Origin of the sequence: Acinetobacter sp. Q85-2 (genome assembly GCF_013420555.1) — a bacterium.
GTDB classification, from domain to species: domain Bacteria; phylum Pseudomonadota; class Gammaproteobacteria; order Pseudomonadales; family Moraxellaceae; genus Acinetobacter; species Acinetobacter indicus.
The window spans coordinates 99,324-119,071 of sequence record NZ_VOXW01000001.1 but is presented as its reverse complement, the minus strand read 5'-3'; the positions used below and the strand labels follow the sequence as shown (position 1 = coordinate 119,071).

Below are 19,748 nucleotides of genomic sequence, written 5' to 3'. Positions count from 1 at the left end.
TTTTTATACACTTATTTCCTTCTCGGTTAAAGCACCCCATGCTCCAACAACATCTCCAACCCACTCTCTTTTCCCATATACATGAGTCTTTGTTTTTCCGCTTTAAGCTGTTGCTTTACCGCAGACACATCCGCATCAATCTGTTTATACAACTGCTCAATATTGAGTTGCCCTTTGGACTTTTGCACCGCAATTTTGGCTTTATTTGACCATACAAGCGAGTTAATCAATTCCTGCATCTGCTGTTTTAAGGACTGGCTTTGTGCTTCTAACGCCTGTTGGTAAAACTTGAATTGTTCTGTGCTTAAACCTTTGTTTGAACCGTTTTTACTTTGCTCAACTTCAAGCTGAAGTTTCAGTAAAAAGAATAAATCTTCCTGTTCGTATGCTTCATTGGCACGTTGTAAAAGCTCGGTCTTTTCCTCTTTTTTAGCTTCATCGGGCTCACGATCAGGGTGAATGATGGAAGCAATCTTGAGATACACAGTTTTGAGTGATTGATTCACCATCTTTTCAGCTTGCGCTTGTTTTTCTTGCTGACGTTTTAACTTGGCTTGCTCACGTGCTTGTTGGTATTGATCATTATTCCAATCTTCAAATACATCATCGGCTTGGACTGTTTCAGTTTCAGGCTCATCAAAAGTGTCTATATTTTTCTTCTTGTTTTTTTTCTTGCTGTATTCATCTGCCTGCTGATAATAGACATGCATTTTTTCCACTTCATCTAACTGCTTTTGACTCAGCAAATGTGAACCTTGTAGTAACCGTGCTAAAGTTTGGATTTTATCTTCCACCAATGCTGTATTTGATTTCGTGAAACTATAACTACTTAGACCATTCCAAAGTGTCTTCATCTGTTCATACAAAGTGCTATATAACTCACGATACGCAGGCATCAGCGCCTTTTGACTATAGGCACGAATGTCATCTTGGGCATGTTGCCATGCAAGCAATAACTGTTTCTGCTGTTCAATCTCATCAATTAAACGATTCAGCTTTTGATGCTGTGGTGAGACTTCAAGCACCATGTTTGGCATGGTTTTCAGCGCAAAAGGCATAGGGAAGATAAAAGCAAAAGAGAAATTATACCTGATTTATGTGAAAGTATTTTTTGACTCATCTCAGTAAAACTGAAGCAAAGCAAAATCCTGAGCAAATAAGCCTTAACATTACATGGCTTCAGATCAGGTAATTTTTTGAATTAACCAAGTCACTCAAATCATTGCAGTTTATTACGCAACTATAAACATTCAGCCGCCGCAATTCATGCATAGTATCAACAAAGACCAACAGATTATAAAAAGGACATTCACATGGATTGGGCCAGTATTTTTATTCATGACACCACCTGGGCTTTTGCTGCTGAAATTAGCGTGCGTGCCATCCTTATGTTCAGCATGATCATTATCTTTTTACGCCTGACCGGCAAACGGGGGGTGCGCCAGCTGTCAATTTTTGAACTGGCGATTATTCTGTCGCTGGGTTCAATTGCCGGCGACCCGATGTTCACCGAAGATCTGCCGCTGATTCAGGCCCTGCTAATCATGAGCATCGTGATTTTCCTGTATCGTCTGGTGACCTGGTTAATGATGAAATACCAGCCCTTTGAAGATCTGCTGGAAGGCAAGTCACTGTATATTGTCGAAGATGGCGAGCTGGTCTTAGAAAAGATTAAACGCGGTAAAATGTCGCACGATGAATTCTTTGCCGAAATGCGCCAGCAAGGGGTCGAACATCTGGGACAGGTACGGGTCGGTTTACTCGAAAATGATGGCAAGTTCAGCATCCTGTTTTTCTCCAATGATCAGGTGCGGTACGGTTTACCCCTGTTTCCCAAAGCCTGTCAGGAAATCACCGACGTTAAACCGCATACCCATTACGCCTGCGTATACTGTGGCTATACCGATTTTTTGCAACGTGCCGAGCAGATCTGCCCGCGTTGTGACAGCTGTCACTGGACTGAAGCCATCAATACCTTACGGGTAGATTAATCGCGTGTTTTAAATCTCTGTGCCGGTTCATCCACCTTCGCCCAACCGTTTTATCTCAACTTTGGTCATATCTTGGTCTTTAATGGCCCAAGACTGGCACAGTTCCTGCTGTATTTTATTCATGCTTTTTGCTGCTATTTATCTAAAAAGTGGTTATTTCATAACGATTTATCATTAACAAAACGGTTAAAAATTTCGCTTGAGCAATGCTGGAAATCTCGCTTAAGATGAAGCTATGCCGTTGTGCAGAGATAATTAAAACAATCTCATTTGCTTCATTACCTGATAAATCAGTTCCAGGATTGGAATTGCCATGAATAACAGCAAATGACCAATAATCAATACAAAAGGAGTTTTGTACATGACCTCTAAACGCACCCTCACCTCCCTGTTTTGTGCCAGCGCATTCATGCTTGGCCTCAGTGCTTGTAGTGACAATAAAGCTCCAGCTGATGCCAATAGCAACACCAATGCCGCTGCCTCGAGTTCGGGCACCTTAGAGAAAATCAAAAAGTCCGGCACCATTGTGCTGGGTTATCGTGACTCATCCATTCCCTTCTCCTATATTGCCGATACGCCAAATCAGCCGGTCGGTTATGCGCATGACCTGCAACTAAAAGTGGTGGAAGCGCTAAAACAGAAACTGGAGATGCCAGATCTGAAAATCCGCTATAACCTGGTTACCAGCCAGAACCGGATTCCACTGGTCTCTAACGGGACGGTCGATTTAGAGTGTGGCTCGACCACCAACAATCAGGAACGCCAGCAGCAAGTGGCTTTCTCGGTCGGTTTCTTCCAGGTGGGTTCACGTTTACTTACGGCCAAAGATTCCGGCATTCAGGATTTTGCTGACTTAAAAGGCAAAAAACTGGTCACCACCGCCGGTACCACTTCTGAACGTTATATCCGCCAGCATGAAAAAGAACTCGGTATTGGCGAAATTATTTCAGCCAAAGACCATGCCGAATCGTTCCTGATGCTACAAAGTGGCCGTGCGGCTGCCTTTATGATGGATGATATTCTGCTGGCCGGTGAAAAATCCAAAGCCACCGATCCAGACAAATGGGTAATTGTCGGCACGGCGCCAATTCAGGAAATTTACGGCTGTATGCTGCGTAAAGGCGATGCTGAATTTAAACAGGTGGTGGATGATGCCATTAAAGCCACCTATAGCTCGGGTGAAATTAACCAGATGTATAACAAATGGTTCCAACAGCCAATTCCTCCAAAGAACATCAACTTGAACTTTGAAATGTCCGATCAGCTGAAAGACCTGATTGCCAATCCGCACGATCGTGATCAGTAACACTCCAACATAAACCGACTCAGGTAAACACGGATGCTTTACCTGAGTTTTTGAGGAGGACGTATGAATTATAGTTGGAACTGGGGTGTCCTGTTTCAGTCGACCGGCATTGGCGACAGTACCTATCTGCACTGGATTCTCGCCGGTCTGGGCTGGCTGCTGGTGATTGCCATTGTGGCCTGGAGTATTGCCATGCTACTGGGCAGCATTTTGGGGATTATGCGAACCCTGCCCAGCAAAACCGCCCGCACGATTGGCACCGCCTATGTCACCATTTTTCGTAATGTACCGCTGCTGATCCAGCTGTTTATCTGGTTCTATGTGGTGCCCAATTTCCTGCCAGCGCCCATCAAAAGCTGGTGGATGAATGATTTAGGCGCGCATACTTCAGCGCTGATTTCAGCCAGTATCGGGCTGGGACTGTTTACCGCGGCACGGGTCTGTGAACAGGTGCGCACCGGTATTGAAGCCCTGCCACGTGGACAGATCAATGCCGGCTATGCCATGGGTTTTAGTACCGCGCAGTTATATCGCTATGTAATTTTGCCGCAGTCATTTCGCACCATTTTGCCGCCGTTAAGCTCGGAGCTGACCAACTGCGTTAAAAACACCTCGGTCGCCTCTCTGGTCGGGGTGGCTGAAATTATCTCGCAAATGAAAACCATCAGTGAGTACACGCAAAACACCATTGAAATTTATACCATTGTCACCGTTATTTTTATTGTGATTAATATTTGCCTGATTCAGGGCATGAACCTGCTGGAAAAACGTTTACGTGTTCCCGGCCTGATTGCAGGAGAAAAATAATGGAATGGCTCACTGCATTTTTAAATGATTTACAACTGTCCGGGCCGGCGCTCTGGCATGGTTTTACCATTACCTTAAAAGTGCTGGTCATGGCGACCATTGGCGGTATTCTAATTGGCACCCTGCTGGCGTTAATGCGCCTGTCTTCTATTCGCGTACTGAATCTGTTTGCACAAGGCTATGTCAATCTGTTCCGCTCGATTCCCCTGCTGCTAGTGCTAATGTGGTTCTATTTTGCGGTACCGTTTTTCTATACCGCCCTCACCGGGAATTACCTGACCATTGATACCGCGCTGGTGTCGAGTATCGTGGCCTTTATGCTGTTTGAAGCAGCTTACTTTTCCGAAATTGTCCGTGCCGGGATTCAGTCCATTCCCAAAGGCCAGACTGCGGCTGCCTATGCGCTGGGCATGACTTATGGCCAGTCGATGCGGCTGATTATCTTACCGCAGGCCTTTCGCAAAATGACCCCGCTGCTGTTACAGCAGACCATCATCCTGTTTCAGGACTCCACCATGGTTTATGCCATTGGCCTGCTGGATTTCTTCCGTACCAATTATGTCCGCGGCGATTTAATGGCGCTGCTGACCCAATATATTCTATTTGCCGGGCTGGTGTATTTTAGCGTGAGTTTAATCGCCACCTATGCAGTGAAAAAACTACAAAGGAGGCTGACGGTATGACCGAACCCAAGATTATGATTGACCTCCAGAATGTCAGCAAATGGTATAAGGATTTTCAGGTCCTGACCGATTGCAGCACCCAGATTCGTCAGGGAGAAGTGGTGGTGGTGTGTGGACCATCGGGTTCGGGAAAATCGACCTTGATTAAAACCGTAAATGGTCTGGAACCGTTTCAAAAAGGCCAGATTCTGGTTGATGGGATTTCGATTAGCGATCCGAAAACCAATCTGAACAAACTGCGTAGCCGTGTTGGCATGGTGTTCCAGCATTTCGAGCTGTTTCCGCATTTAAGCATTACCGAAAACCTGACCATTGCCCAGATCAAAGTACTGGGCCGCTCGGAAACTGAAGCCAAACAGAAAGGGCTGGCCTATCTGGATCGGGTTGGTTTAAGTTCACAGGCCAACAAGTTTCCGGCGCAACTCTCTGGTGGGCAGCAGCAGCGGGTTGCCATTGCCCGGGCCTTAAGTATGGACCCGATTGCCATGCTGTTTGATGAACCAACCTCGGCGCTGGACCCGGAAATGATTACCGAAGTACTGGACGTGATGGTCGAGCTGGCGCGTGAAGGCATGACCATGATGTGTGTGACTCATGAAATGGGCTTTGCCCGCCAGGTCGCCAACCGGGTGATTTTTATGGATCAGGGCAAGATTGTCGAAGACTGCACCAAAGATGAATTCTTTAATACCCAGCGCGGTGAACGTGCCCAGCAGTTCCTGGATAAAATCCTGCATTAATCCATACGAACACCCTAAATTAAGAAGCAGATCAAACGATCTGCTTTTTTTCATATTCGATTATTCCAGTACCAGACGTGCATTGGTCGGCTGTACCGGCCGGTTATTCGGATGTTCCATCAGCTGTGAAAAAGCCTGAATCTGCTGTCTCGAGGCCTGCTGAATCTGTTTGAAGACAATCCAGCGCACGCCTTCGGTACATGGCGGCGTGGTTAAAGAGCCGTTAAAACGATAATAATCCCGTTGCTCCGGTAAAAATGCCGCGGCTACATCCTGATGGTTTAAAATAATGGCCTCACCGGGTTGCTGCGGTAACTCCTGCCACAGCTGTTTCAGCTTCGGATTTTCCTGACCTTCCTGAAACATAATTGCCAGCACCGCCAGCTCACCGGCAGGTGTAGCATGTACCAGATGCATCTCCATCGCAAAACTTTGCCCCTGAATGGTGTTTTCACTTGGACTATGCAAATGGAACTGCTTGAGTTCAAAGATTTTCTGGTCCAGTTCTAAATGGCTACCCTGCTCAAAATTGACCTGAACCGTGCGCTGGTTATTCACAATGGTTTTGGCCTTGGCCGCATAGTTCAGTTTTAACGGCGGCAACTGTGCCGGTGTGGTCTGGGCAATATTAATGGGCGCCTGATTCATGCCAGCGCAGGCCTGATATTCCGGTTTTAACTGGCTCCATTTATCCGGCGCAGTCTGTGCCGCATAGCTCCAGTCAAAATGACTGCCCTCGGCAGCAAAAGCCATATTCATACTCAAAAGTGCAGTCGCTGCAAAAATACTCCGTTTCATTCTTCAACCTTGAAAACACATCATCAAAAGAGCCTTGATCATCCGTAACCTGCGCCGGCAGGACAAAACCAAATCTTCCAACTGTTTATTGCTTTTGTATCTGATTGGAGCGGTTTTTGAGCGTTATAATTCAGCCTGATGGCCTGATAATGACTTGTCCGGTGCATCGACTTATCAAGTTGTACTGATCAATCACGACGTTGCCGCCCAAACCCACCTTGGTTTCCAGTTCGATGGTGATGCTTTTTTATAAGTCCGGTACTAACAGTTTTCTGGCTGCTGGATCAGCGACTTATAAAACTGATGACGCTTTGCTTAAATCAACCGGCAACAACATGAGGTATTGAAGAAATAGATCAGTAATTTTTCTGGCACTATCTGATTTTTTAGCTCAGCTTTAGCATGGAATTTTCGCGGTCTTACTAGGTATGTTAAGTTTTCTACCGGGATGGATTGGCCTTGAATTTTAGCTGCACCAGCATGAAGCATGATTGATGCTGTGATTTGGCCAACGCCACTTGTCATTGGCGAGTTGATCACAGGATTCCTTATAGAACGAAGTGACTCAATCAAACCAGCTGATGAGTATCTTGCTTATTCAAAAGTCAGTCTTTCTGATCAGGAGCATAGATCTATGAGTTGATTGAACAGGAATTCGACAGTCTGCACGTCAGCGCCTGCATCTGTCTTAAATATGTCATAAACAGCCACTACACTGCTTGTCATCGGGATCGTACACCACTCCCTGCCCATATTCAGGGTCAATTCCAAGAAAGTGCCCTCCTCACTGTATAACATCAGCACAGCCACTATTCATTCAGCAAACGGCTGTGGGTCAAGGTGGAAGGCCATTATTTTTAATAAACCAGTTACGACTCCAGCGATTCCCTCCAGGATCGCTTTTTTTCTTTTTTAAGGGTTTATTTGTGCTGAACTGCCTCATCTTTGGGCAGGCTTCTGGCCCAGACCAGAATCGGAAGCAGACACAGCAGCGCAATCCCGCTAATCATCATTAAATAGCGTGCATAACCAAGCTGATCGCCCAGTATGCCGCTGAGGCTATACAGCCCACCACTGACGGTAGCCATCAGCGCCACCTGAAAAGTAAAATCGGTACCGGCCAGCTGTTTGCGGCTATAGTGCATCACCAAAGTGAGCATCACCACCAGCAGCATCGCCGAAATACCATCTTCCAGCGCATTAATCAGATAAATCAGCCACAGTGCTACCGCCTGCTGCTGTTCATACTGATAGGCCAGCCAGCTATAGGCGGCTAAAGCCAGAACTTTCAACACTGAAAACAGCACTAAAGCCCGAGCACGTGACATCACCCTGAGCAATAAGCCTGCCACACCTGCACCCAGTAACGCGGCAAACGCCCCCAGCATGGTCACATAAATACCAATCTGGGAAAAGCTCAGGCCCAAATCGACCATTAACGGTTTGAGTAATGGGCCAGACAGACCATCGGCAATTTTAAAACTGAGCAGCACCCATAACCACAGTGCCAAGCTGCGGCTCTGGCGAAAATAACCCAGATACTGGCGCACGACCTGCCAGGAAAAAGGCGTGGTCTTCTGCGCTGTTTTAGCTGCATGTTGCGGTTCTCGATACAGTAAAATTGGCAAGGTATTTAAAAATACCAGCAGTGCCAGCATCAGAAACGTGGCCTGCCAGTGCAGCCAGTCCAAAGCCCAGAGCATGGCGCCCCCACCAACAATAAAGCCCAGCCGTGAACCAATCACCTGAAAGGTATTGCCCCAGTGCTGCTGCTGGCCAGTTAAAATATTCACCGCCAGTCCATCGGTGGCGATATCCTGCGTGGCCCCAACCAGATTCATCAGCAACAGCCCGACAAAAAAGCCAAACAAATACAGCGGTTCATTCAGGGCCTGAATCGGGATAAATGACAGCCCGATTAACACCACGACACTCAGCAACTGAGTCGGAATAATCCAGGAACGGTAATGGCCCTGAACGCTGCGGCCAAAGCGATCCACCCACGGCGCCCAGAAAATTTTAATCGACCAGGGCAACATTAACAGGCCAAAACCGCCAATATGCGCCAGCGATACCCCTTGCGCCCGTAAGATCACCGGCAAGGCATGGGTCATAAAGCCCACCGGCAGACCTTGCGCCCAATACAGGGAAAACAGCAACAGATAAAGATTCGGCATAGCAGCGGACATTCCTTTTTATTTCAGGCCAAGCGGATGGCTCCAGGCAAAACTGCTCAAACAAAAGCGTATTTTTGCTCTGCTTCCCCATTGAATAAAGTCGCAATATTTTGTAAAACTTGGCTGAGTTTCAGTAGGATAATACATAAAAACAATGACCAAGCAATTTCCTGTTTTACCTGATCAAGTACCTGGCCGCGGCAGCGCCCTGAGTCGAGGCTTTTTTAAATCGCTCTTTTTGGCCCAAGGCTGGCAGCTGAAAGGCGAATTTCCCAACCTTCCCAAAGCGGTGGCAATTATATCCCCGCATACCTCCAATATTGATGCCTGGCATGGCTTCGCTGCTTTGCTCGGACTGGGGCTAAAAGTCACCATTTTTGGCAAACATACCCTGTTTAATACACCGTTAAAACCACTGCTGGAGTGGATTGGGGTGGTGCCGGTAATTCGCCATGCGCCGCAGGGCCATACCCAGCAGATTATTGAAATTATCCGGCAACGTGAACAGATCTGGGTCGGGATGGCGCCGGAAGGCACGCGCAAACAGGCCGAGCAGATTCGCAGCGGTTTTTATCATATTGCCTATGGCGCACAAATTCCGATTGTGATGTTCTCTTTTGATTATGAGCATAAGACCATTCATATTCTTGGTGTGTTTCATCCGACCGGGCATTATGAACAGGATTTAGACGCGATTTATCAGCATTATGAAGGCAAGTTTTCTGCCAAAAATCCGCACTGGCTGGCCAAGCCGTTACAAAAACGCTGGCCCAAAGACTAGCCAAAACCGTATTTTTTTGCTGAGATGTGCGCATATTTTGTTGAATTAATCTCCTATCGAATCATGAAATTACTGCAATTTTCGACAGCCGGCCTGTTATTGCTGGCACTTTCCGGCTGTGATCGGGCGGTACAAACACCGGTGACTCCGACACCCATTCAGGTGCGTGAACCAGTGGTGGCCATTGCCTTAGGGGGTGGTGGTGCCAAAGGTTTTGCCCATATTGGCGTACTGAAAGTTTTAGAATCACACGGCATTAAACCGAAAATTGTAACCGGTACCAGTGCCGGCAGTTTTGTCGGCAGCCTTTATGCCAGTGGTAAATCACCGTATCAGTTACAGCAACTGGCCCTGAACTTTAAAGAATCTGATATTCGCGATTTAACCCTGAACCGTCAGGGCTTTGTGCTGGGCCAGAAACTGCAGGACTATGTCAATCAGCAGGTCGGTAACAAAGCCATCCAGCAGTTCCCGATCCGCTTTGCTGCGGTCGCCACCCGTCTGGACAATGGCCGTAAAGCCGACTTTATTAAAGGCAATGCCGGTCAGGCGGTACGTGCCTCCTGCAGTATTCCGAATGTGTTTGTGCCGGCGACTATTGGCGGCACCAAATATGTCGATGGTGGTCTGGTCAGCCCGATTCCGGTCAAAACCGCCAAAGATATGGGCGCCGATCTGGTCATTGCGGTGGATATTTCCGCGCGTCCGACCGGCAATACGCCTATGAATATGTGGGGCCTGCTCGATCAGACCATCAATATTATGGGCCAGCAGAGTATTCATGAAGAGCTACGCCAGGCCAATGTGGTGATTCAGCCTAAAGTTGGTCATATTGGCACACTGGATTTAAAAGCCAGCAACCAGACCATTTTAGAAGGTGAAAAAGCTGCCCAGCTGAAAATCCGCGCCATTGAAAAAGCCATCAGCGACTTTAAAAAATCTCCAGCCGCTTTGGCGCCACCACCCAAAGCCAAATTTTAACATCGGGGATTTTTTCATATCCAAGTCGGTTCTCATCTGCTACATTGAACAGCATACAGATTGATCTATATCAATGATTCTTTTTACAATCATTCGCGACGAGTCGATGTATGGAATTTGTTCTTGAACCTTGGCACTGGTTTGTTTTAGGCATTTTGCTGATTCTTTCCGAGCTGCTGCTGCCGGCTTTTGCTGCGCTCTGGTTTGGCGTGGGCGCGCTGATGGTGGGCGTTTTATATCTGCTGTTCCCGATGATGGGCACCACCACGCAGCTGGTGATGTGGATCATTTTATCAGTGCTGTGTACCCTGCTCTGGTTTAAATTTATTAAACCGCTGTCGATTGATAAAACCAAAGCCGGCTTGTCACGTGAAGCCACCATCGGCCAGATTGGTATGGTCATCCAGACCAATCTGGAGCATGACGAAGTGAAAGTCCGTTTTCCGATGCCGGTGCTCGGTTCTGATGAATGGAACTGCCGCACTCTAAGTCCGGTGCAGGTCGGTGATCGTGTGCGTGTGGTCGATATTCTTGGTAATGATCTGGTTGTGCAGTTGCACAGCCTGCAGAATGACAACGAAAAACAGTGAGTAATATAAAATGAATGCTGGCTCCATTATTGTTTTAGCCCTGCTGGCCTTTGTGGCCATCACCATTTTTAAAGGGGTGCGTATTGTTCCACAAGGCTATAAATGGATTGTGCAACGTTTGGGTAAATACCACACCACCCTAAGTCCGGGTCTGAACTTCGTAATTCCCTATGTCGATGAAGTGGCCTATAAAGTCACCACCAAAGACATTGTGCTGGACATTCCGTCTCAGGAAGTCATCAGCCGCGATAACGCCGTCCTGCTGATGAACGCGGTGGCCTACATTAACCTGACCACGCCAGAAAAAGCGGTGTACGGGATTGAAAACTATTCTTGGGCCATTCAGAACCTGGTACAAACCTCGTTGCGTTCTATTGTCGGTGAAATGGATCTGGATGATGCGCTGTCCTCACGTGACCATATTAAGGCACGTTTAAAAGCCTCGATTTCAGATGATATTGCGGACTGGGGTATTACCCTTAAAACCGTTGAAATTCAAGATATTAAACCATCGAATACAATGCAGTCAGCAATGGAAGAACAGGCGGCAGCAGAACGTCAGCGTCGTGCCACCGTAACCAAAGCCGATGGTGAAAAACAGGCAGCCATTCTGGAAGCCGAAGGCCGTCTTGAAGCTTCACGCCGTGATGCCGAAGCACAAGTGGTGCTGGCCGAAGCTTCGCAACGTGCTATTGAAATGGTCACGACAGCAGTCGGCGATAAAGAAATTCCGGTGGCCTATCTGCTTGGTGAACAATATGTGAAAGCCATGCAGGATATGTCGAAGTCGCCAAATGCCAAGACGGTGGTATTACCGGCCGATATTCTGAATACCATTCGTGGGGTCATGGGCCGACAAAACTAAGCACCTTTTTAGCCAAAAATAGACAGCCTGGATGCTGTCTATTTTTATTGCCTGAAAGAAAAATCAGTATTTCATGCAAAATTATGGTTAAATTTCGCCTTCATTTTTTGAATCTTTCAGGACTTGTGAGTATCCATCAAGAATTTGCATGGAACGCATTGAGGCCATAAGTCCTTTACTGTCCAACATACTATATGGATACCGTATGAGCTCCCTAAATCCGACCTTAATCACCTTTCTGTTTTATATTGTCGCCATGATCGCGATTGGTCTGATGGCCTATCGCGCAACCACCAACTTTTCAGACTATATTCTGGGTGGCCGCCGTTTAGGCAGCTTTGTCACGGCCCTGTCTGCTGGCGCATCGGATATGAGTGGCTGGTTATTGATGGGTTTACCGGGAGCAATTTATCTGTCCGGTTTATCTGAGGTGTGGATTGCCATTGGCCTGATTATTGGTGCCTGGCTGAACTGGTTACTGGTTGCGGGCCGCTTACGGGTACATACCGAAGTGCAGCACAATGCCCTGACCTTACCGGATTATTTCTCCAATCGTTTTAATGACCAGAAAAAAGTGCTGCGTATTGTATCCGCCTTTGTGATTCTGATTTTCTTTGCGATTTACTGTGCCTCTGGCATGGTGGCCGGTGCGCGCTTGTTCGAAAGTATGTTTGAAATGTCGTATAGCACGGCCTTATGGATCAGTGCCATTGCCACCATCAGCTATGTTTTTATTGGCGGCTTCTTGGCGGTGTCCTGGACAGACACCATTCAGGCTGGCCTGATGATCTTTGCCTTAATCCTGACGCCTATTGTCACCCTGCTGACCTTTTCTGATTTATCTCAAGTGACGCTGGCACTGGAAGCTGCGCGTCCGCAAGCCATGAATCTGGTCGGTGATTTAAGTATTGTTGCGATTATCTCGTTACTGGCCTGGGGCCTGGGTTATTTCGGTCAGCCCCACATTCTGGTGCGCTTCATGGCGGCAGATTCGGTGAAGTCAATTCCAAATGCACGCCGTATTGGCATGACCTGGATGATCCTGTGTTTAGGTGGTGCGGTGGCGGCCGGTTTCTTTGGTATTGCCTACTTCCAGCAACATCCGGAACTGGCCGGGGTGGTGAATGCCAACCCTGAAACCGTGTTTATGGAGCTGACCAAAATCCTGTTTAACCCGTGGGTGGCTGGTATTATACTGGCGGCAATTCTGGCTGCGGTGATGAGTACCCTAAGCTGTCAGCTGCTGGTGTGTTCAAGTACTCTGACTGAAGACTTTTATAAATCATTCCTGCGAAAATCTGCCTCACAAAAAGAGCTGGTCTGGGTTGGCCGTTTAATGGTATTACTGATTGCCCTACTGGCAATATGGATGGCCGGTAATCCTGAGTCGAAAGTGCTGGGCCTGGTGGCTTATGCATGGGCTGGTTTTGGTGCCGCCTTTGGTCCACTGATTATTTTGTCTTTATTCTGGAAACGCATGACTTTAAATGGCGCACTCGCCGGCATGATCGTGGGTGCGTTGATGGTGATTCTCTGGAAAAATGTCTGGGGCGATACCGGTATCTATGAAATTATTCCGGGCTTTGTCTGCTCGTTCATTGCCATTATTGTGGTGAGCTTGCTGGGCAAAGCGCCAAGCAGCAGCATTACTGAGCGTTTTGATGAAGCAGACCGCTTGTACAAACAACAGACTCAATAATTGCTCCATGCAAAAACAAAATAGCCAGTGACATCACTGGCTATTTTTTTAGCAACTTAATTGATCAATTCAAAGACTGGACAGTAAGAGAGTACGCGGACCATTTTGGATGGTGACAATGGCTGATAACCTCTGCCCCAACCATCCCACCAAAGAACAGCAAACGCCCCTTGCTGCTGTTCTTTAGCTGAATCTTTGAAGCAGCGTTTAAGATTCCAGCCCTTCTTTATTGCCCTGCTTTTTACGCGACTTGCTAAAGCGCTGCGCCGGCCAGGACATAATAAAACGTGCACCGCCCAAAGTGGTGCTCTGATCCACCTCAATCTTGCCGCCAAACCAGTAGGCAATCCGGCTGACAATCGACAGGCCTAAACCATAACCACCAGAGGCACGGGTACGGCTATCATCTAAACGGGCAAAGGCTTCAAATACGCGGCTCCGGTCTTCTTCTGGAATGCCCGGCCCATCATCTTCCACACAGACATAAGCCACGCCTTGTGCAGTCACGCCACCGCTGACCAGTACCTTGTGGTCACAATAACGCACCGCATTCCCGACCAAGTTCTGCACCACGCGGTGTAAATAACGGCGCTCGGCATCAATTTCCAGACTGGTCGACATGGTTTGCAGCTGGATGTCCTTACCGGTTTTCAGCGCATTAGTTTCATTGACCACCTGATCCAATACATCAAACAGCACCACTTTTTCAATTTCTAACGATGGCATGCCCTGCTCCAGTTTGGCATAGGTCATGATCTCGTCAATCAGGGTATTCAGCGCTTCAATGTCTTTATCAATCATGTCCAGCTGCTGAATCCGGTATTCATAATCATCTTCTTCGGCCAGCATTTCCATCCCAAAACGAATCCGCGCCACCGGGGTACGCAGTTCATGCGATACCGCGCGCATCAGCTCGCGCTGGGCTTCAATCAGACGCTGGATATGATCGGACATGCTGTTATAGCTGGAGGCCAGACTGGCCATTTCATCTGAACCATCAATGGGTAAACGCAGGTTTAAATCGCCGGTTTTCATACGGTTCAGGGCGAAATTTACTTCACGGATTTTGCGCTGCATCGGCAGAATCAGGCCATAAATGCCCAGACTCAGAATAAACAGACTCAGCAAGGTAATCCCGGCCGCCAGCTGGAATGGCATCCAGTTAAACAGCGGGACCGGACCAAGTACCAGCACCTCGGATGGTGAATTCGGCATTGGTGAAATAATGGAGATGGTGGTGCCACGTACGCTGGCATTATCCCGATACAGGATAATGCTGTGGTCCAGCCTTAAACGGCCAATTTGCTCGGAGTCGAGCGGTAAATCAGCAATGTTCTGAATGTCGATAGGATAAGAAAACTGATCCTGGATACGGGCCAGATACTCTTTTTCCTGTCCCGGGAAATAGACCAGATAATCCAGAATAAAGATCGGCAATGCCTTCATTTGCCGTTCGGTAATTTCATCGGCCTTGATATACAGATAATGTTCCGGGTCATTTTTCAGGCCCATAATAATATAGGCTGTGGTCGTTTCTGCATCGTAACGTACCGCAGCCTTGCGCTCTTTAATCCGTTTCAGTTCGGCCCGTGACAGCTCGACCTTATCGGCAGCAATATAATAGATGGGCAGTTCCAGCAAATCCGAGGCATCTGAAATCCAGTCCTGCTTTTGCTGCTCATTGGGTTGTCGCGCCACCCCTTCACTAATGATATAAGCCATACCATCGGTCAGGGATTCACGATATTCTTGCGCGCGCTGATAGTTAATGATCTGAACCAGCAGATAGCCAAACACGGCCACCAATGCCACCAGAATCACCAATCCTGCATAAATCCGCAAGAATATGCTGTGTTTGAACACGAAAAACCGTCCTATCTCAGATACGCGCGACGATTATATACCATTCGTTTCTTTGACGAATAAGTATCCTTTGCTGCGTACAGTTTTAATACGCTTTGGATTTTCCGGGTCATCGCCAATTTTTGGACGGATGCGCGAAATACGTACGTCAATTGAACGGTCCTGACCGTCATATTCAATCCCGCGCAGGCGCTCGAAAATATCTTCACGCGACAGGATACGGCCAGCATTCGAAGCCAGTAACCAGAGCAGGTCATATTCTGCGCTGGTGAAATCGACCAGTTCACCATTCAAGGTTACCGAGCGGCCACCATTGTCGATGACCAGGTCATCAAATTCGATACGCTGTGCCACTTCATCTTCAGGGGCTTTGTCAGTACGGCGCAGCAAGGCACGAATACGCGCCAGCAGAACACGTGGCTGAACCGGCTTGGCGACATAGTCATCTGCACCCATTTCCAGACCCAGAACCTGGTCCATATCTTCGGTACGTGCAGTGAGCATCAGAATCGGTTGATGATAATGTGGACGAACCTCGCGGCAAATGGTCAAACCGTCTGCACCCGGCAGCATTACATCCAGCACCACTAAATCTGGCTGCTCCGCGATAATACGGCGGATGGCACGGTTCCCATCTGGCTCAACACCCACTTCCAGTCCGTTACGGATCAGGTATTCCTGGGTTAAACGTGCCAGACGCTCATCATCTTCAACAATTAAAATTTTTGGTAACTTTTCTTCTTGGCTCATGAACTGCCCCTTTATTTGATTAAACGTATTCTATCCTTTTAAAATCCGGGAGATACGTCGAAATATATTCTGCAATATACACACGTTTACATTGTAAACAAGATGCTATTCACTAAACTGATACATCAAAGTAGCTTTTTGTTATATTTTTATTAATTATTGAATTCCTTATACTTTTCTCTTTTTAACTGAATTCCATGAATTCAACAACATAAATCTTTTTTAAAATGTACAATTTTTTTTCAGCTTTTGGCCATTGATCAGAATGTGACTGACTGTTCAAAGAGATTTTTAGTTATCCACAAGTTTATCTATAAGCAGATTATGCCGGCTTTGTTATGCTATGCCCGTGTCCGGTAAGGCTTATAGCCGAATGGACAAATCGGGGATTTTTTTGCAAAAGATTTTATCCAAAAAACGCCAAAAATTTTAAAGAAAAGTCAATATTGATCTACCCTAAAATTTCCCGTATCTTGTGTTCAATTCAATTTTAAACCACTAAGTCTTGTGTTTATTCCTCAAACACTGTGGCCTATTTTTTGCCCGGTTCAATGGTCTATAAACATAACAATAGATGACAATGGAGCTATGCTGACATGAGCGTAATCACATCCACACCCGGTCAACTTCAGGTGATTAAACGCACCGGTGAAGTGGCCCCTTTCGATGCAGAAAAAATCTCTGTAGCGATTGGTAAAGCTTTCCTGGCGGTTGAAGGTCAGCAAAGCGCCGATTCCAGCCGTATTCATGACCGTATCGAACAACTGACTGAAATGGTTCTGAACACGTTTAAGCGTCGTTTACCATCAGGCGGCACCATTCACATTGAAGAAATTCAGGACCAGGTTGAGCTTGCGCTTATGCGTACAGGCGAACAGAAAGTTGCTCGTGCTTATGTCATCTATCGCGAACAACGTTCTGAAGCACGTAAGCAGATGGGTGCCAACCATCACCCGACCTTACAGATCACTGACAGCCAGGGCCAGTTAAAGCCACTGGATTTAAGTGCATTGACAGCAACCGTCACCACTGCAGCTGAAGGTCTTGAAGGCATTGATGTTCAGGCCATTGTCGATGAAACCGTGAAAAACCTGTACAACGGCGTAAAAGAGTCAGACATCTCAACCACCATGATGATGGCGACGCGTACCCGTATTGAACAGGAACCAAACTATACTTACGTTACTGCGCGCCTGCTGTGTAATGACTTAGTGGCAACAGGCCTGGAGTTCCTGGGTCTACCAGTAGAAACCCCTGAAGGCGAAGCTCTGGAAACCTTTCTGAAAAAAGGTATCGAGCTGGAGCTGCTGTCAGAAGACCTGCTGAACTTTGATCTGGCAAAACTGGCCGCTGCCATTCAGCCAGAACGTTCTAACCAGTTTACGTATCTTGGTTTACAGACGTTATTCGACCGTTACTTCATCCATAAAGATGGTATCCGTTTCGAATTGCCACAATTGTTCTTCATGCGCGTTTCTATGGGTCTGGCGCTGAACGAAGACAACAAAGAAGAACGTGCAATTGAGTTCTATAACTTGTTGTCGAGCTTCGACTACATGGCTTCTACGCCTACCCTGTTTAACTCAGGTACGCTACGTCCGCAGTTATCTAGCTGTTACCTCACCACCATTGGTGATGACCTGTACGATATTTATGGCGCAATGCGTGATAACGCAATGCTGTCTAAATGGGCAGGCGGTTTAGGTAATGACTGGACTCCAGTTCGTGCCCTGAACTCTTACATCAAAGGGACCAACGGTAAATCACAAGGTGTGGTACCGTTCCTGAAAGTCGCGAACGATACTGCGGTTGCGGTGAACCAGGGTGGTAAGCGTAAAGGTGCGGTCTGTGCCTATCTTGAAACCTGGCACTTAGACATCGAAGAATTCCTGGAACTGCGTAAGAACACCGGTGATGACCGTCGTCGTACCCATGACATGAACACAGCGAACTGGGTCCCTGACTTATTCATGCAACGTGTGTTTGAAGATGCAGAATGGACCCTGTTCACGCCATCTGAAACACCAGACCTGCATGATCTGACTGGACAGGCCTTCACTGAGCGCTATACGCATTACGAAGCGGTAGCGAAAGAACAGAACCTGCTGCACAAGAAAGTACGTGCCAAAGACTTATGGCGCAAAATGCTGTCGATGCTGTTCGAAACCGGCCACCCGTGGATTACATTCAAAGACGTATGTAACCTGCGTTCACCACAACAACACGTGGGCGTGGTGCACTCATCTAACCTGTGTACAGAAATCACCCTGAACACCAGCAAAGATGAAATCGCGGTCTGTAACCTGGGTTCAATTAACCTGGTACAGCACGTTCAAGGTGGCAAGCTGGATCATGAAAAACTGGCACGTACCATCAAAACTGCGGTACGTATGCTCGACAACGTGATCGACATCAACTACTACGCGGTACCACAGGCGAAAAACTCGAACCTGCGTCACCGTCCGGTAGGTATGGGGATCATGGGCTTCCAAGATGCACTGTACGAAATGGGCATCGCCTACGGTTCTGATGCAGCAGTTGATTTTGCTGATGAATCAATGGAAGTGATTTCTTACTACGCAATTCAAACCTCAAGTGATCTGGCGGTTGAGCGTGGTACCTATGAAACCTTCAAAGGTTCATTATGGGATCAGGGTATTTTACCAATCGACTCTTTAGAGCTGGTAGCGAAAACCCGTCCTGAGCGCATGTTTGAAGTAGATCGTACCCAACGTCTGGACTGGGACACTTTACGTGCCAAAGTTCAAAAAGACGGTATGCGTAACTCGAACGTGATGGCCATTGCACCAACAGCAACCATTTCTAACATCTGTGGCGTGTCTCAATCGATTGAGCCAACCTTCCAGAACCTGTATGTGAAATCGAACCTGTCTGGTGAGTTCACTGTGATCAACCCTTACCTGGTACGTGCATTGAAAGAACGCGGCCTATGGGATGCGGTAATGGTCAACGACCTGAAACACTTCGAAGGTTCAGTACAAAAGATTTCGCGTATTCCTGAAGAGCTGAAAGCGATCTTCGCGACTGCGTTTGAAGTTGAGCCACGCTGGATTGTGGATGCTGCGTCACGTCGTCAGAAATGGATTGATCAGGCACAGTCACTGAACCTTTACATCTCTGGTGCAAATGGTAAGAAACTGGACATCACCTATAAGATGGCTTGGTTACGTGGTCTTAAGACGACTTATTACCTACGTGCTTTGGGTGCAACGTCTGCTGAGAAATCAACCATTAACACGGGCGCCCTGAATGCGGTAAAACCAACCACAGTTGCAGCGCCGGTTGCAGCAGTGGCACAGGAAACTGCACCTGCAGCAGCTCCAGCAGCGGAAGAAGGTTTTGAACAGGCGGCACCAGTGCCAATGGCATGTTCAATTGACAACCCGGATTGTGAGGCTTGTCAGTAAGCTTCGCTTGATAAAAGTCCCCCTAAATCCCCCTTTTCCAAAGGGGGACTTCCCAAAATCAGATTCGATATGCGGGAAGCCCGTTCTTTATTAAAGGAGGGGTTTGGGGCGGATTCCAAAGTATTTGAAAATAACACAGGAAAAGACCATGCCTCCTATGACTCATAACTATATGTTAGGACTCGCGGTTCTGGTCTTTTCCTTTATTTTCTTTTACACGCCGATGGTCTATGCCTTTTTGGCCATTCGCAAACAGAAGCGAAAGCAAAATAAGTCTTGAGGATCGTGT

General features: G+C 47.3%; 17 protein-coding genes. 12 read left to right on the top strand and 5 right to left on the bottom strand.

Annotation, left to right across the window (positions count from 1 at the left end; genetic code table 11):
- Positions 1-26 precede the first annotated feature (26 nt).
- Positions 27-1,058 (bottom strand): molecular chaperone DnaJ, encoded by a 1,032-nt coding sequence (locus FTT68_RS00600; RefSeq protein WP_180006840.1) that lies wholly within the window; start codon positions 1,056-1,058, stop codon positions 27-29.
- Positions 1,059-1,313: 255 nt separating this feature from the next.
- Here FTT68_RS00600 and FTT68_RS00595 point away from each other — a divergent pair, with 255 nt between their 5' ends.
- The 5 genes from FTT68_RS00595 (at position 1,314) to FTT68_RS00575 (ending at position 5,527) form a co-directional block, all read left to right on the top strand.
- The gene (locus FTT68_RS00595) at positions 1,314-1,991 is read left to right on the top strand and encodes a DUF421 domain-containing protein (RefSeq protein ID WP_160243482.1); all 678 of its coding nucleotides are present in this window, start codon (positions 1,314-1,316) and stop codon (positions 1,989-1,991) included.
- 361 nt (positions 1,992-2,352) lie between these two features.
- Positions 2,353-3,297: a transporter substrate-binding domain-containing protein gene (locus FTT68_RS00590; RefSeq protein WP_005176051.1), complete on the top strand. Its 945-nt coding sequence runs from the start codon at positions 2,353-2,355 to the stop codon at positions 3,295-3,297.
- A 63-nt stretch (positions 3,298-3,360) separates the two neighbouring features.
- Positions 3,361-4,104, top strand: coding sequence for an amino acid ABC transporter permease (locus FTT68_RS00585; RefSeq protein ID WP_005176049.1), 744 nt, complete (start codon positions 3,361-3,363; stop codon positions 4,102-4,104).
- A complete protein-coding gene (locus FTT68_RS00580) occupies positions 4,104-4,787 on the top strand; it encodes an ABC transporter permease subunit (protein ID WP_005176046.1) in 684 nt (227 codons plus the stop codon). Before FTT68_RS00585 ends, FTT68_RS00580 begins: the two co-directional genes overlap by 1 nt.
- Before the next feature lie 14 nt (positions 4,788-4,801).
- On the top strand, positions 4,802-5,527 hold the full coding sequence (locus FTT68_RS00575; protein ID WP_171249308.1) for an amino acid ABC transporter ATP-binding protein: 726 nt from the start codon (positions 4,802-4,804) through the stop codon (positions 5,525-5,527).
- 60 nt (positions 5,528-5,587) lie between these two features.
- Here FTT68_RS00575 and FTT68_RS00570 read toward each other — a convergent pair whose 3' ends face one another.
- Together FTT68_RS00570 and FTT68_RS00565 are read right to left on the bottom strand one after the other, a co-directional pair.
- A complete protein-coding gene (locus FTT68_RS00570) occupies positions 5,588-6,325 on the bottom strand; it encodes a carbonic anhydrase (RefSeq protein WP_104472158.1) in 738 nt (245 codons plus the stop codon).
- A gap of 920 nt (positions 6,326-7,245) precedes the next feature.
- A complete protein-coding gene (locus FTT68_RS00565) occupies positions 7,246-8,502 on the bottom strand; it encodes an MFS transporter (protein WP_180083622.1) in 1,257 nt (418 codons plus the stop codon).
- 154 nt (positions 8,503-8,656) lie between these two features.
- Between FTT68_RS00565 and FTT68_RS00560 the strand changes: the two genes are divergently transcribed.
- The 5 genes from FTT68_RS00560 to putP all read left to right on the top strand — a co-directional run bounded on the left by FTT68_RS00560 (position 8,657) and on the right by putP (position 13,418).
- Positions 8,657-9,283 carry a 1-acyl-sn-glycerol-3-phosphate acyltransferase gene (locus FTT68_RS00560; protein ID WP_180083619.1) on the top strand — a complete coding sequence of 209 codons (627 nt, stop codon included), beginning with the start codon at positions 8,657-8,659 and terminating at the stop codon, positions 9,281-9,283.
- Positions 9,284-9,346: 63 nt separating this feature from the next.
- A complete protein-coding gene (locus FTT68_RS00555; RefSeq protein ID WP_180083616.1) occupies positions 9,347-10,264 on the top strand; it encodes a patatin-like phospholipase family protein in 918 nt (305 codons plus the stop codon).
- 110 nt (positions 10,265-10,374) lie between these two features.
- On the top strand, positions 10,375-10,854 hold the full coding sequence (locus tag FTT68_RS00550; protein ID WP_005176030.1) for an NfeD family protein: 480 nt from the start codon (positions 10,375-10,377) through the stop codon (positions 10,852-10,854).
- A gap of 10 nt (positions 10,855-10,864) precedes the next feature.
- On the top strand, positions 10,865-11,719 hold the full coding sequence (locus FTT68_RS00545; protein ID WP_005176027.1) for an SPFH domain-containing protein: 855 nt from the start codon (positions 10,865-10,867) through the stop codon (positions 11,717-11,719).
- 205 nt (positions 11,720-11,924) lie between these two features.
- The gene (putP, locus tag FTT68_RS00540; protein WP_180083613.1) at positions 11,925-13,418 is read left to right on the top strand and encodes a sodium/proline symporter PutP; all 1,494 of its coding nucleotides are present in this window, start codon (positions 11,925-11,927) and stop codon (positions 13,416-13,418) included.
- Positions 13,419-13,625: 207 nt separating this feature from the next.
- Here the strand turns inward: putP and bfmS are convergent, their stop codons facing one another.
- A complete protein-coding gene (bfmS, locus tag FTT68_RS00535) occupies positions 13,626-15,281 on the bottom strand; it encodes a sensor histidine kinase BfmS (protein WP_253586878.1) in 1,656 nt (551 codons plus the stop codon).
- A gap of 33 nt (positions 15,282-15,314) precedes the next feature.
- Positions 15,315-16,031 carry a response regulator transcription factor BfmR gene (gene bfmR / locus FTT68_RS00530; protein ID WP_005176018.1) on the bottom strand — a complete coding sequence of 239 codons (717 nt, stop codon included), beginning with the start codon at positions 16,029-16,031 and terminating at the stop codon, positions 15,315-15,317.
- Between the two features lie 596 nt (positions 16,032-16,627).
- On the opposite strand from bfmR, the gene FTT68_RS00525 reads away from it, so the two are divergent.
- On the top strand, positions 16,628-19,459 hold the full coding sequence (locus tag FTT68_RS00525; protein ID WP_075167565.1) for a ribonucleoside-diphosphate reductase subunit alpha: 2,832 nt from the start codon (positions 16,628-16,630) through the stop codon (positions 19,457-19,459).
- 148 nt (positions 19,460-19,607) lie between these two features.
- The gene (locus tag FTT68_RS14020; RefSeq protein WP_075167566.1) at positions 19,608-19,739 is read left to right on the top strand and encodes a preprotein translocase subunit YajC; all 132 of its coding nucleotides are present in this window, start codon (positions 19,608-19,610) and stop codon (positions 19,737-19,739) included.
- Positions 19,740-19,748 lie beyond the last annotated feature (9 nt).